The organism is Enterococcus sp. S183_ASV_20 (assembly GCF_018919685.1).
Taxonomy (GTDB): domain Bacteria; phylum Bacillota; class Bacilli; order Lactobacillales; family Enterococcaceae; genus Enterococcus; species Enterococcus faecalis.
On sequence record NZ_JAHLRI010000026.1, the window covers coordinates 1 to 13,544 of the forward strand.

The window sequence follows — 13,544 nt, forward strand, 5'->3', positions numbered from 1 at the left end:
GCGCTGATATTCAAATGCTAGAAACCGAAGAACAAGAAGGTCCGTTTGAGGTGGATCAATGAGCGACTATTTAACAATGGCTGAATTGGAAAACAGTACGTTAAAAGATATTTATGCGTACGCGAAAGAGTTTAAAATTCCTTATTATAGCCAAATGAACAAAAAAGAATTGTCTTTAGCTGTGATTCGTGCACAAGCTGAGAAGCAAGGGTTTTTCTTCATGGAAGGAATTTTAGATATTGTTTCTCAGGATGGTTATGGCTTTTTGCGACCAATTAATTATGGACCAAGTGCAGAAGACATTTATATTTCTTCTTCTCAAATTCGTCGTTTCGGATTGAGAAATGGGGACAAAGTAGCTGGCAAGGCGCGTCCGCCAAAGGAATCAGAACGTTACTATGGACTCATGCATGTTGAAAGTGTCAATGGGAAAGATCCTGAAGAAGCGAAAGAGCGGCCACATTTTCCAGCGCTAACACCGCTGTATCCTGAAAAACAATTAACGTTAGAAACAACGGCTGGCAGATTATCAACACGAATGATTGATGTATTTGCCCCAATTGGTTTTGGGCAACGTGGTTTAATTGTAGCGCCGCCAAAAGCGGGAAAAACAAGTGTTTTAAAGGAAATTGCTAATGGGATTACAGAAAATCATCCTGATGTGGAATTGATTCTGTTGTTAATTGACGAGCGTCCTGAAGAAGTGACTGATTTAGAGCGAAGCGTTAAAGGAGATGTGGTTTCTTCAACTTTTGATCAACAACCACAAAATCATACGCGAGTTGCTGAATTGGTTCTGGATCGAGCAATGCGCTTAGTTGAAGACAAACGGGACGTAGTTATTTTAATGGACAGCATCACTCGTTTAGCAAGGGCCTATAATTTAGTGGTTCCGCCTAGTGGTCGAACCTTAAGTGGCGGAATAGATCCAGCTGCGTTTTTCAAACCTAAACGATTTTTTGGTGCTGCCAGAAATATCGAAGAAGGGGGCAGTTTAACTATTTTAGCCACGGCATTGGTGGATACAGGTAGCCGAATGGATGATGTCATCTATGAAGAATTCAAAGGCACAGGCAACATGGAGCTCCATTTATCTCGTGAATTAGCAGAGCGCCGTATTTTCCCAGCAATTGATATTAAAAAATCAAGTACGCGAAAAGAAGAGTTGTTAATGACACCAGAACAACTAGAAGAAACGTGGAAATTGAGAAATAATATGTCAGGAGACTCGCTGGAATATACGGATCAATTCATAAAAATGTTAAAACGAACCCAAAATAATCAACAATTATTTGAAGTTTTCCATGATGTTTCGTTTGGCAAACAAATTAAAAGAAATCCAAAAAGATAATTGCATACCAACTGAAAACATGGTAAGATAGCATTGTTGTATACCGACAAAATAACTCTGATACAGCAAATGGATCAGGGCAAAGGAGCGAAAAAAACGTATGAAACAAGATATCCATCCAAATTACCAACCAGTAGTATTCATGGATTCAACAACAGGTTTCAAATTCCTTTCAGGTTCAACTAAAGGATCTTCAGAAACTGTTGAATGGGAAGATGGCAACACTTATCCATTATTACGTGTTGAGGTTACTTCAGACTCACACCCATTCTACACTGGTCGTCAAAAATTCACACAAGCCGACGGACGTGTGGACCGTTTCAACAAAAAATACGGTCTCAAAGACGAAAACGCAAATCCAGACGCATAGTCTTTCAAAACATTGTTATGACAAGGTTTATAGAGGTTTTCCACTGTGGTGGGAAACCTCTTTTTTGCGTTAAATATGTAGTTTTAATTCAGAGAAAAGAAATAAAGCAACTTACCAATCTTTTCCTCTTTCTTTTCAAGATTATCCTTCCCAAAAGTCAAAGATTGATCAGCATTGTTTCGCTGATTTGTTAGACTAGTAGGTACATTCAGCTTTATAAAGGAGATCTTGAAGAAATGAGTAGAAAAAAAGTCGGTGTTTTCTGTCTATTTCTGTTTTTCACATTTTTTATTATTGTTCCAAAAGTAGAAGCTACAGAAGAAATGAAGACTAAATTTACAGTAACGCCTGTTTTACCAGAAAATCAAGTGTCAGGAACATCTAGTTATTATGATTTAATTCTGGCGCCAAAGCAATCTTCCACTATTGTCTTAGACATAAAAAATAAGACAGACGAAAAATTGTCCATTGTATTGACTCTAGCAAATGCATCAACAAATGATAATGGGTTGATTGTGTACAATGATTTTGATAAACCACTTGATTCATCGTTAAAGGTTCCGCTGACAGACTTGGTTACTTTAGAAAATGAGGAAGTGAGTGTGCCGCCTCATCAAACAGTATCAGCAAAGATGAAGGTGAAGGGACTTGATCAGCCTATCAAAGGAGTTGTTTTAGGCGGGGTTTATGCGCATCTCAAAGATGAAAAAACAGAGGAAGAGAACCAAACAATGGGATTAACCAGTCGCTACGGGTTTAATGTTGCGATTGCTATGAGGAGTGCTGAGAATGCTCCTTTAACAGAGGTGAACCAACTGAAATTAGCGAAAGTAACACCTACAATTGCTTTAGGGGCCAAATCACTAAAGGCGGTCATTCAAAATCCGTATGCTGCTATTTTTCCAGAAGTTCGTTTAGAAGGTCAAGTGATAAAAAAAGGGTCCTCTAAAAAAATTGCACAACGGACACTAAAAAATGTTCGCTTTGCCCCAAATAGTTCCATGAATTTTCATCTTGATTTGGGTAAACAACCGCTAGATGCTGGGACTTATATATTTACAGGACGTGCTATTTTACAACAAGATGAACAACAGTCTTGGCCTTTTCAACAAGAATTTACGATTAACACTCGTGAAGCAAAAAAATTGAATCAAGAAGCTACGGTCAAATGGGTCCTACCCACATGGTGGTTACCGACTTTCTACACGTTCTTAGTAATCACAATTGGGGCAATTTATAGTGTCATTTGGCGCAATAATTATCAAAAAACAAGCGAAAAGGAGAGTGAGAATAATGGCTAGTTGGTTTTGGTTGTCTGGCGGTTTAGCGGTCATTTGTTTTATGTTTTTCCTCTTTTCTTTGCTGACTAGTATGAGTTTTATTCAGCATGCAAAAGAACCCAGAAGTATTCTAAAAGAAACGCTTTTAAGTTGGTTAATGCTTTTACTTAGTGGTGGGTGGATTACAATCGGACTATTGTTATATTTTTCGCTAAAGAATCAATAAACAAAAAACGAGCATTCATTGTTAGATAACCGTGAATGCTCGTTTTTTTGTTTTAGAAAAATGCTCTTTAGCAACTTGCCAGATTTCATTGGGCAACCTGACTGAAATTGTTAAATTGTTCTGTCGAAACGACAAAAAAGTGGTAAACTAAACGTGTATGTTAGTTATTTAATCAAAAGTAATGTATCCGCTTACTTATAAAATGGAAACGAAGGAGCATATTGCAATGACAGAAAAACTTTTAGGAAGTATCGAAGCCGGTGGCACAAAATTTGTATGTGGCGTTGGGACAGATGATTTGACCATTGTGGAACGTGTCAGTTTTCCCACAACAACCCCAGAAGAAACAATGAAAAAAGTAATAGAATTTTTCCAACAATATCCTTTAAAAGCGATTGGGATTGGTTCGTTTGGTCCGATTGATATTCACGTTGATTCTCCTACGTATGGTTATATCACTTCTACACCAAAATTAGCTTGGCGTAACTTTGACTTGTTAGGAACTATGAAACAACATTTTGATGTGCCAATGGCTTGGACAACGGATGTGAATGCTGCGGCATATGGTGAGTATGTTGCTGGAAATGGGCAACATACATCTAGTTGTGTATATTATACAATTGGAACTGGTGTTGGCGCTGGAGCGATTCAAAACGGTGAGTTTATTGAAGGCTTTAGCCACCCAGAAATGGGGCATGCGTTAGTCCGTCGTCATCCTGAAGATACGTATGCAGGAAATTGTCCTTATCATGGAGATTGTTTAGAAGGGATTGCAGCAGGACCAGCAGTTGAAGGTCGTTCTGGTAAAAAAGGTCATTTATTGGAAGAGGATCATAAAACTTGGGAACTAGAAGCTTATTATTTAGCGCAAGCAGCGTACAATACGACTTTATTATTAGCGCCAGAAGTGATCATTTTAGGCGGCGGTGTCATGAAACAACGTCATTTGATGCCGAAAGTTCGTGAAAAATTTGCTGAATTAGTCAATGGATACGTGGAAACACCGCCTTTAGAAAAATACTTGGTGACGCCTCTTTTAGAAGATAATCCAGGAACAATTGGTTGCTTTGCCTTGGCAAAAAAAGCTTTAATGGCTCAAAAATAACCATTTATTCGTAGTTCATGCATTATATTTGAAGGAAATGGCTAAGAATGATACTCTTATTATGTAATTAATTATTTAGGAGGGATTAGCATGGCAGATTTAAAAGGACGTTTTGACGATGCAAAAGATAAAGTAGAAGGTACTGCAAAAGAAGCGCAAGGCAAAGTTACGGATGATAAAGGCAAAGAACTTGAAGGAAAAGCTCAATCAACCTTTGCTGACGTAAAAGACAAAGCACGTGATGCCGGCGACGACCTTAAAGAAGGCGCTGAAAAATTAACTGATAAAGTTAAAGAAGGCTTTGAAGACTTAAAAGACAAATTTAGTAAAGATAAATAAAAATTAACAAAAGAGCGTGGGCTTACGTTGAAATAACGTAAGCCCACGCTCTTTTGTTTAGACATCAAATCCTTGTTTTTGCAAGAAAATTTTTACTTCTGGGCGACGATTATAAGAAAAATAGGACAAAGACTTCTGTGACCAATCCGCTGTTTGGGCGTTACTTGAGCGGCTGGCATAATAATCTTTTAATAATTCATCATATGTGTGCATATCTGTCAATTTGTCTGATTGGTAGTGATTTTCGCTTAAAATATTTTCAAAAGGCATCCGTGGTTTTACACCATTTAACGTTTCTGGTACACCGATTGTTAATCCGAAAAGTGGTACAGTTAATTCAGGCAAAGATAAGCGTTTGGCTACTGTGTCTAAGTCATTTCGAATGCCGCCAATATAACAAATCCCTAAATCCATAGATTCAGCCGCAATGGCCATGTTTTGCGCAGCAATCGTTGTATCAACGGCAGCTACTAATAATGATTCTGGTGTCTTTAAGGGTTCTAATGATTGCCCCTCTTTTGACAAAATCGTTGCATGACGATACAAATCAGCAACAAAAACATAGAACACACCAGTGTTAACGACATAGTCTTCACAATTCGCTAAACGTCCCAATTCTCTGCGTAGCTCAGGATCTTTGATTTCTATAATTGTATAAGCTTGTAAAAAATTGGAGCTTGATCCTGCTTGAGCTGCAGTAATTAACTGTTGTTTCTGCTTGTCCGTTAACGCTTGCTTTTTAAAATGACGAACGGAACGGTGACTTAGTAATTGTTCGATTGTTTGATTCATAAAAAACCTCCGTTTAAATTAAGAAAGAGAACAGAAAAACCCACAGCTTAATAGTGGGTTTCTCAGTCGTTAATTGCTAAAGATTACAGAATACGTTCAAATGGATCTAAACTAATTCCTTGGTCTAAGACGATTTTTGCGTATTCTTTCGCTGCAAATAAAGAATGATCTTTGTAGTTTCCGCACTCTTTTGCAGAGACTGCTGGAACAACTTCTGTATTGATTACTTTGTTTAAAACGTTGACTAATGCATCACGGATTTCTTGTGGTGAATGTTGATCCCACATAATCATATAAAAACCAGTGCGGCAACCCATTGGCGAAATGTCAATGATTCCTTTTAATTCATCACGCATGTTAACTGCTAACAAATGTTCCAACGTGTGTAATGCGCCTGTTGGTAGGGCATCTTTGTTTGGTTGTAAGAAACGTAAGTCATATTTTTCGACTAACGCATCACCATTTTGTTCTGTGCCAGCAAGGCGAACATATGGTGCTTTTACTGTGTTGTGATCTAATTCAAAACTTTCTACGCGTGCCATGAAATTTCGCTCCCTTTATAATTAAATTCGTTTTAACTATAACAAATTTAAGTCAAAAGTCAATGGATAGTCCTTTAATGGGTAATAGTTTTAAAATATCATGGGAAAATAAAAAAATCATTTTTTTGACTATGTAGGTTTTTTCAATACTATGGTAAAATAGGACAAGTAGCTTTTACAAGAAGGTAAGAGGGGAGTATGAAAATATGGGAAAAGAATATCATGTTGCCGTGGTAGGAGCAACAGGTGCTGTTGGGACAAGAATGATTGAATTGTTAGCAGAGACAAGTTTGCCAATTGCCAGTGTGAGGTTATTGGCGTCTAAGCGTTCTGCTGGACAAGAGATTCAGTTTAAAGGGCAACCTCTTATCGTGGAAGAATTAGTCCCGGAATCATTTGAAGGAATCGATTTAGCATTATTTAGTGCTGGTGGGAGTATTTCCGAAAAGTTTGCACCAGAAGCAGTTAAGCGCGGAGCTGTCGTTGTTGACAACACTAGCCATTTTAGAATGGCAAAAGATGTTCCTTTAGTTGTTCCAGAAGTGAACCCGGAAGCCTTGAAAAATCATCAGGGAATTATCGCAAATCCCAATTGTTCTACGATTCAAATGATGGTGGCCTTAGAACCAATTCGGCAAGCGTTTGGCTTAGAACGAATCATCGTTTCAACGTATCAAGCTGTGAGTGGCGCAGGTATCCGTGCAATTAATGAGCTAAAAGAACAAGCCGAAGATTTTTTAGAGGGAAAACCTGTCAGCGAATGGTCAGCTGAAATTTTACCAGCTGGCAGTGACAAAAAACATTATCCAATTGCTTTTAATGCGTTGCCTCAAATTGATGTTTTTTCAGAAGCAGGGTATACCTACGAAGAATGGAAAATGATGAATGAAACAAAAAAATCATGGGAGACAACAAGCTAAAAGTCGTTGCCACCTGTGTCCGTATTCCGGTAATTTCAGGACATTCTGAATCTGTTTATATAGAAGTGAAACAAGCAGATGCATCGGTCTCAGCCATCCAAGAATTAATGGCGCAAGCTCCAGGTGTAATTTTGCAAGATGAGCCAAGTGAACAACTATATCCACAAGCGCTAAATAGCGTCAACCAGAAAGAAACATTTGTCGGCCGTATTCGTCAAGACGTTGACGTGAAGAACGGTTTCCATTTATGGATTGTGTCAGACAACCTATTAAAAGGAGCTGCTTGGAACTCGGTCCAAATTGCTGAAACGCTACACGAAATGAATTTGCTTCGTGTACCTGAAAACGACTAGAAGGTTTGTATTGTATACTCGGGAGGGAATAGGATGGATTTAACGAATGCAACAATTATTACGGCAATGGTTACGCCGTTTCAAGAATCGGGAGAAATAGATTTTGATAAACTACCGCAATTGGTAGACTATTTATTGGCCAATCATACAGAAGGCGTTATTTTAGCAGGAACAACTGGTGAATCACCCACGTTAACTCATGAAGAAGAATTACAATTATTCCAGCGAATGATTGAACTGATCGATGGACGTATTCCGATTATTTGTGGTGTGGGTACGAATGATACACGTGACTCAGTCGCTTTTGTGAAAGAGTTAGCGACAATTGCTGGTATCGACGCTGTTTTGGCGGTTGTTCCTTATTATAATAAACCAAATCAAGAAGGTATGTATCAACATTTTAAAACCATCGCAGAAGCAAGTGAACTACCAATCATTTTGTATAATGTCCCTGGTAGAACGGCTGCATCTCTAGAGGTGGAAACTACTTTGCGCTTAGCACAATTGGAAAAAATTGTGGCGATTAAAGAATGTGCAGGGTTAGATGCAATTACTGAGTTGATTGAAAGAGCGCCAAAAGACTTTCTAGTGTATACTGGAGAAGACGGGTTGGCTTTTGCCACCAAGGCACTTGGCGGACAAGGGGTTATTTCGGTAGCCAGTCATGTCTTCGGTTCGTCAATGTATGAGATGTATCAAGCGCTGGAGCAGGGGAACTTGCCGGAAGCGGCTAAAATTCAACGACAGTTATTACCAAAAATGAACGCCTTGTTTTCAGTGCCTTCGCCGGCACCCGTGAAAGCGGCCTTAAATCATTTAGGTATTCCTGTTGGAAATTTACGTTTACCTCTAGTTGCTTGTACACCAGAAGAAGAGCAAAGAATTATTCGCACGTTAGAGATTTAAAGAACGTGTAATCATAGAGAGGTGAAAAGAGTGAGTACAATAAAAATCGTTCCATTAGGCGGCGTTCGTGAAAATGGAAAAAATATGTACGTTGCTGAAGTGGAAGATGAAATTTTTGTACTGGATTGTGGATTACAATATCCAGAGAACGAACTTTTAGGAATTGACGTTGTCATTCCGGATTTTACGTATTTAGAAGAAAATAGTGAACGAATTGCAGGGGTCTTTTTAACACATGGCCATGCAGATGCAATTGGGGCCTTACCGTATTTGCTTTCAAAAATTCAAGTGCCTGTTTTTGGGACAGAATTAACGATTGAACTAGCAAAACTAAGTGTCAACAGTCATGCGGAAACGAAGAAATTTAAAGATTTCCATGTGATTGACCCGCATACAGAAATTGATTTTGGTCAAGCAACGGTGAGCTTCTTTAAAACAACGCACACCATTCCAGATTCGATTGGCGTTAGCATCAAAACTAAAGAAGGCAACATTGTTTATACTGGTGATTTTAAATTTGATCAAAGTGCGATTGAGATGTATCAAACCGATTATGGCCGCTTGGCTGAAATTGGGAAAGAAGGCGTCTTGGCGCTACTTAGTGATTCATCAAATGCTGAAAACCCAGCCCAAGTTGCTTCCGAAGCCCAAATCGCTGATGAAGTGTTCGACACGATTCGCTATTGGGAAGGACGAATCATCGTGGCATGTGTGGCAAGTAATTTGCAACGGGTTCAACAAGTATTGAATGCAGCGGATCGTTCTGGTCGTAAAGTCGTTTTGACAGGCCAAGATTTTGAACGGATTATTCGGACGGCGATGAAATTGGAAAAATTACAATTGCCAAGCGAAGATCTATTAGTGAAACCAAAAGAAATGAAAAAATATGCACCTGAACAGTTATTAATTTTAGAAACAGGCCGAATGGGAGAACCGATTAAGTCACTTCAAAAAATGGCTAATAATACACATGGTGTCGTTCGAATTGAAGAAGGCGATTTAGTTTATATTACGACAACGCCAACAACGGCCATGGAAACGACGGTTGCCAAAACAGAGGATATTGTCTATCGGGCCGGTGCTACGGTGAAGCAAATTTCCGACAATTTACGTGTGTCTGGTCACGCTAATCCGAATGACTTGCAATTGATGTTGAACTTAATGAAACCAAAATATTTCATTCCTGTCCAAGGTGAATACCGCCAGTTAGCTGCGCATGCGGACTTAGCACACGAAATTGGCATGCCTTATAAAGATATCTTTATTACAGGTCGTGGGGACATTCTAGAGTATACAAAAGGTAGAATGTCGGTAGCTGGCAGCACAACGGCCGAAAATATTATGATTGACGGGATTGGTGTCGGCGATATTGGTAATATCGTTTTACGAGATCGTCGTATTCTTTCCGAAGATGGTATTTTTGTGGCTGTTGTGACAATTAATCGCCGAGAAAAACGAATTGTTTCACCAGCTAAAATTACTTCTAGAGGTTTTGTTTACGTTAAAACAAGTAAAGACCTAATGAAAGAAAGTAGCAATATTGTTACAGAAATTGTTGAAAAACATTTAGGAAGTGACGATTTTGAATGGAGCAAACTGAAACAAGAAATCCGCGAAAACTTAAGCCGTTATTTATTTGAACAAACCAAACGTCGTCCAGTGATCTTACCAGTTATCATGGAAGCGACGCAACGCAAGCGTCCCAAAAATAACGCATAGTTCGTCCTGATAAAAGCAGGTGATTTTAGGAGAAATTCTTCTAAAGTCATCTGTTCTTTTTTGTAACTTTCTTCTATAAATATGGTACTATTAATCAGAGCGCTGAATAAAGGAGGCGATTTTAGTGGAAGAGATTGTGTTGTTCCATACCAATGATCTTCATTCTCACTTTGAAAATTGGCCCAAAATACGGCGTCTGGTTAAAGCCAAACGTTCGCTGTACCAAAAAGAGGGCAAAACAGTCGTAACCATTGATTTAGGTGACTTTTCAGATCGGTGTCATCCTTTGACCGAAGCAACAGATGGTCGAGCAAATGTAGCTATAATGAATACATTAGCGTATGATCTGGTTACAATTGGAAATAATGAAGGAATCGGCAATTCAAAGAAACAATTAGAGCATTTATATGATCAGGCAACATTTGAAGTGGTCTTAGCTAATTTAGAAGATCCAAAAACCCAAACGTTACCAGATTTTTGTCAAGCATATAAAATTGTGACAACTAAAGAAGGCACGAAGTTAGGGTTTATTGGCTTAACCGCACCATTTCCTTTAACGTATAATCCCAATGGCTGGACAATCAAACAAGTGGAAGCAGTCCTTCCTCAACTGATTACAGAAGTTGCGCCTCAATGTGATGTTCTCATTTTGCTTAGTCACTTGGGGATAGATACTGATTTTATGATTGCGGCGAATTATCCTGAAATTCAAGTGATTTTAGGTTCCCATACACATCATTTATTTAAAGATGGTGAAAAAATTAATCATGTGCAACTAGCAGCTGCTGGCAAATATGGACAGTATATTGGTGAAGTGCATCTGTTTGTGGATGCCGACACGAAGCAAGTCACAAGTTATGCAAAAACGATTGAAACAGCAAGTTTAGAAGAGCAAGCAACTGATGCCAAGGAAATTGCGGGTTACTTAACGGAAGGTCATCGACTATTGCAAGCGCAGCAAATTGCACAAATCCCTGAAACCTTGTCAACGGACTTACGGCAACCGCATGCCTTTATAACTGTTGCCTTGAAGGCGTTAAAAGAAGCGGGGCAGACCGAAGTGGCTGTGTTAAACAACGGGTTATTTTTAGCAGATTTACCAGAAGGAATAATCAATGCAGACCAATTACATGAGGCTTTGCCTCATCCAATGCATTTAATCAAGGTTACCTTGAAAGGGTCAGACATGAGCCGTTTGATTCGTGAAATGGAAAAAAGTCGTCAATTTCTGCGGAAATTTCCGATTCGCGGGATGGGCTTCCGCGGGAAAATTTTTGGCGAATTATGTTATGATGGGATTCGTTTTGAGCGAAATAGCCAGACCGTTTTTTGGCAAGGGAAACCTATTCAGCCAGAGCAGAAGTATACGTTGACAACAGTGGATCACTTTCAATTTGTTCCGTTTTTCCCAACGATTGAGTTAGTTGGAGAAGTCGAATTTTTATTTCCAGACGTTTTAAGAACTGTCGTGGCGAACTATCTGCATGCCCACTATCCAATCAAATAAAAACAAGGTATAATAAAAACTAGGTGGTGAAAAAATGACAGACAAAAAGACAACCGAAAAAAAAGAAAAAGAAACAGAAACTGCTGCAACCTTTACAGAAGAACTAACAGCAGTTCTTGAAGAAATAAAAGAAGAACCTGTAAAAGAAAAGAAAAAAGGGGAAATTGTCACCATTGTGAATGAAACAGATATTCAAATTGGTGAAAGAGAGTACCGAATTGTTAAAAATCATCGTGATGCCTTTGATCCTGAACGCTTAGGTGAACGGTTTAGTGAAGTATTAGCGCGTTATGATTATATCGTAGGAGACTGGGGCTATGAACAGTTACGCTTGCGTGGCTTTTTTGATACTTCTAATCGTCGGGCAGCGCCGGATCAACGCATTGATACACTAGAAGACTATTTGTATGAATATTGTAATTTTGGCTGTGCCTATTTTGTAATTGAACGAACAGGGGAACGTAAAGAAAAAACAACGCATCGTCGTCGTCGCCATAAAAAGAATAATCGTTCTAACGCGTTTGTCGAGGAAAAGAGTGCGCCCGCTAATAAAAATAGCAAGCCAGTGATTCGTACGCGAAAAGAAGAAAATAAAAAAACGACTACACCCAAACAGCCTAGTTCCAAAAAATCTGGCAAAGGCTTTACGATTCGTCAACGTGAGGAGTAAACAGAGTGAAAAAAGACTATCAAGGATATTTAATTGATTTAGATGGAACGATTTATTTAGGAAAAGAACCAATTCCAGCCGGAAAACGTTTTGTCGAGCAGTTACAGGAAAAAGATTTGCCTTTTTTATTTGTAACGAATAATACCACTAAATCTCCTGAAACAGTGGCACAAAGTTTAGCAAATGAATTTGATATTCATGTCCCAGCATCCCTTGTTTATACAGCGACTTTAGCGACGATTGATTACATGAAAGAAACCAATCGAGGCAAGAAAGTCTTTGTCATCGGCGAGGCTGGTTTAATTGACTTAATTTTAGAAGCAGGTTTTGAATGGGATGAAACAAATCCTGATTATGTTGTCGTGGGACTTGATACAGAATTATCTTACGAAAAAGTGGTTTTAGCTACCTTAGCCATTCAAAAAGGGGCGTTGTTTATTGGGACCAATCCAGATAAGAACATTCCGACAGAAAGAGGCTTATTACCTGGTGCAGGTTCAGTTGTGACGTTTGTGGAGACAGCTACTCAAACAAAACCAGTTTATATTGGCAAACCAAAAGCGATTATCATGGAACGAGCGATTGCGCATTTAGGCGTGGAAAAAGAGCAAGTAATTATGGTTGGAGATAATTATGAAACCGATATTCAATCAGGGATTCAAAATGGTATTGATAGCTTGTTAGTTACATCAGGTTTTACCCCTAAGTCAGCTGTTCCAACTTTGCCAACGCCGCCAACCTATGTTGTTGATTCCTTAGATGAATGGACTTTTTGAGTATGATGAGGTCGAAATTGCGTTTAAGGGAAACACTTGGACTCATTTGTTTGTTTTTAACGATTGTGGCTTTAAGTATCACGATCACGATTAATTTTCGTCCATTGTATCTTTTTGATATCCAACACTTAAATATTTTAAAAGACGTAGAGGTTGATCGTGTGACCTTGATTAAAAATTACGATCATTTAATGATGTACTTAAACAATCCTTTTGAAAAAACATTAGTATTTCCTGATTTTCCAATGTCTGATAGCGCGGCTTTTCATTTTTATGAAGTGAAAAAATTGTTTTTATTGTGCTATGGCGTATTACTAGTTACGTTGTTGCCTAGTGTCCTTTATTTAAAATATTTGGTGAAAAATCAGCGTTTATGGACATTGATACGGCCATTTCAGTGGGGAATGTTTTTGCCTGTGCTTTTTGGCTTTTTCATGCTAATTGGCTTTGATCAATTTTTTATTGCGTTTCATGGATTATTTTTTAACAACGATGCTTGGTTATTTAATCCGCTGACTGATCCGATTATCAATGCCTTGCCTGAAGCCTACTTTATGCATTGTTTTATCTTGTTTTTTGTTTTATTAGAAGGCCTGTTTTTGATAGGTGTTTTAATCGGAAAACGTTCTTTAAAAAAATAAAGAGAGAAAAGTGAACAATTCCAAAATTGCTCGCTTTTCTTTTTTAT

The 13,544-nt window shown here is 38.5% G+C and carries 14 protein-coding genes and 1 pseudogene; 13 read left to right on the top strand and 2 right to left on the bottom strand.

The genetic code is table 11. The features are described 5' to 3' along the window. Nucleotides 1-58: 58 nt before the first annotated feature. From rho to KQI94_RS09985, 6 genes are all read left to right on the top strand, one after another. Nucleotides 59-1,351, top strand: coding sequence for a transcription termination factor Rho (gene rho, locus KQI94_RS09960; RefSeq protein WP_002357968.1), 1,293 nt, complete (start codon nt 59-61; stop codon nt 1,349-1,351). A gap of 100 nt (nt 1,352-1,451) precedes the next feature. Further along, a complete protein-coding gene (locus KQI94_RS09965; protein WP_002357967.1) occupies nt 1,452-1,721 on the top strand; it encodes a type B 50S ribosomal protein L31 in 270 nt (89 codons plus the stop codon). A 236-nt stretch (nt 1,722-1,957) separates the two neighbouring features. After that, a complete protein-coding gene (locus KQI94_RS09970; RefSeq protein ID WP_002369599.1) occupies nt 1,958-3,022 on the top strand; it encodes a DUF916 and DUF3324 domain-containing protein in 1,065 nt (354 codons plus the stop codon). Next, nucleotides 3,015-3,227, top strand: coding sequence for a hypothetical protein (locus tag KQI94_RS09975; protein ID WP_002357965.1), 213 nt, complete (start codon nt 3,015-3,017; stop codon nt 3,225-3,227). The genes KQI94_RS09970 and KQI94_RS09975 overlap by 8 nt, the downstream gene beginning before the upstream one ends. A 226-nt stretch (nt 3,228-3,453) precedes the next feature. Continuing rightward, nucleotides 3,454-4,332, top strand: a complete 879-nt coding sequence (scrK, locus tag KQI94_RS09980; RefSeq protein ID WP_002361643.1) for a fructokinase ScrK — start codon at nt 3,454-3,456, stop codon at nt 4,330-4,332. Nucleotides 4,333-4,422: 90 nt separating this feature from the next. Further along, the gene (locus KQI94_RS09985) at nt 4,423-4,671 is read left to right on the top strand and encodes a YtxH domain-containing protein (protein ID WP_002357962.1); all 249 of its coding nucleotides are present in this window, start codon (nt 4,423-4,425) and stop codon (nt 4,669-4,671) included. 57 nt (nt 4,672-4,728) lie between these two features. Here the strand turns inward: KQI94_RS09985 and nfsA are convergent, their stop codons facing one another. Both nfsA and KQI94_RS09995 read right to left on the bottom strand, forming a co-directional pair. Next, the gene (gene nfsA, locus KQI94_RS09990; RefSeq protein WP_002360554.1) at nt 4,729-5,463 is read right to left on the bottom strand and encodes an oxygen-insensitive NADPH nitroreductase; all 735 of its coding nucleotides are present in this window, start codon (nt 5,461-5,463) and stop codon (nt 4,729-4,731) included. 83 nt (nt 5,464-5,546) lie between these two features. Next, on the bottom strand, nt 5,547-6,005 hold the full coding sequence (locus KQI94_RS09995; RefSeq protein ID WP_002357960.1) for an S-ribosylhomocysteine lyase: 459 nt from the start codon (nt 6,003-6,005) through the stop codon (nt 5,547-5,549). A 206-nt stretch (nt 6,006-6,211) separates the two neighbouring features. On the opposite strand from KQI94_RS09995, the pseudogene KQI94_RS10000 reads away from it, so the two are divergent. From KQI94_RS10000 to KQI94_RS10030, 7 genes and pseudogenes are all read left to right on the top strand, one after another. After that, nucleotides 6,212-7,278 (top strand): annotated as a pseudogene (locus KQI94_RS10000) (aspartate-semialdehyde dehydrogenase). A gap of 33 nt (nt 7,279-7,311) precedes the next feature. Continuing rightward, nucleotides 7,312-8,184, top strand: coding sequence for a 4-hydroxy-tetrahydrodipicolinate synthase (dapA, locus tag KQI94_RS10005; protein WP_002369596.1), 873 nt, complete (start codon nt 7,312-7,314; stop codon nt 8,182-8,184). Between the two features lie 30 nt (nt 8,185-8,214). After that, nucleotides 8,215-9,903: a ribonuclease J gene (locus tag KQI94_RS10010; RefSeq protein ID WP_002369595.1), complete on the top strand. Its 1,689-nt coding sequence runs from the start codon at nt 8,215-8,217 to the stop codon at nt 9,901-9,903. A 124-nt stretch (nt 9,904-10,027) separates the two neighbouring features. Continuing rightward, nucleotides 10,028-11,410, top strand: coding sequence for a bifunctional metallophosphatase/5'-nucleotidase (locus KQI94_RS10015; protein WP_002369594.1), 1,383 nt, complete (start codon nt 10,028-10,030; stop codon nt 11,408-11,410). A 34-nt stretch (nt 11,411-11,444) separates the two neighbouring features. Then, nucleotides 11,445-12,080 (top strand): YutD family protein, encoded by a 636-nt coding sequence (locus tag KQI94_RS10020; RefSeq protein ID WP_002369593.1) that lies wholly within the window; start codon nt 11,445-11,447, stop codon nt 12,078-12,080. Between the two features lie 5 nt (nt 12,081-12,085). Further along, on the top strand, nt 12,086-12,856 hold the full coding sequence (locus tag KQI94_RS10025; protein ID WP_002369592.1) for a TIGR01457 family HAD-type hydrolase: 771 nt from the start codon (nt 12,086-12,088) through the stop codon (nt 12,854-12,856). After that, complete coding sequence (locus KQI94_RS10030; protein WP_002390100.1) at nt 12,844-13,497, top strand: TIGR01906 family membrane protein; 654 nt, start codon at nt 12,844-12,846, stop codon at nt 13,495-13,497. The genes KQI94_RS10025 and KQI94_RS10030 overlap by 13 nt, the downstream gene beginning before the upstream one ends. The last annotated feature ends 47 nt before the right edge of the window (nt 13,498-13,544 follow it).

Bases quoted from the DNA above. Each gene is read 5' to 3' on its own strand.
- rho (WP_002357968.1), top strand. From the start codon at position 59: ATGAGCGACTATTTAACAATGGCTGAATTGGAAAACAGTACGTTAAAA.
- KQI94_RS09965 (WP_002357967.1), top strand. From the start codon at position 1,452: ATGAAACAAGATATCCATCCAAATTACCAACCAGTAGTATTCATGGAT.
- KQI94_RS09970 (WP_002369599.1), top strand. From the start codon at position 1,958: ATGAGTAGAAAAAAAGTCGGTGTTTTCTGTCTATTTCTGTTTTTCACA.
- KQI94_RS09975 (WP_002357965.1), top strand. From the start codon at position 3,015: ATGGCTAGTTGGTTTTGGTTGTCTGGCGGTTTAGCGGTCATTTGTTTT.
- scrK (WP_002361643.1), top strand. From the start codon at position 3,454: ATGACAGAAAAACTTTTAGGAAGTATCGAAGCCGGTGGCACAAAATTT.
- KQI94_RS09985 (WP_002357962.1), top strand. From the start codon at position 4,423: ATGGCAGATTTAAAAGGACGTTTTGACGATGCAAAAGATAAAGTAGAA.
- nfsA (WP_002360554.1), bottom strand. From the start codon at position 5,463: ATGAATCAAACAATCGAACAATTACTAAGTCACCGTTCCGTTCGTCAT.
- KQI94_RS09995 (WP_002357960.1), bottom strand. From the start codon at position 6,005: ATGGCACGCGTAGAAAGTTTTGAATTAGATCACAACACAGTAAAAGCA.
- dapA (WP_002369596.1), top strand. From the start codon at position 7,312: ATGGATTTAACGAATGCAACAATTATTACGGCAATGGTTACGCCGTTT.
- KQI94_RS10020 (WP_002369593.1), top strand. From the start codon at position 11,445: ATGACAGACAAAAAGACAACCGAAAAAAAAGAAAAAGAAACAGAAACT.
- KQI94_RS10030 (WP_002390100.1), top strand. From the start codon at position 12,844: ATGGACTTTTTGAGTATGATGAGGTCGAAATTGCGTTTAAGGGAAACA.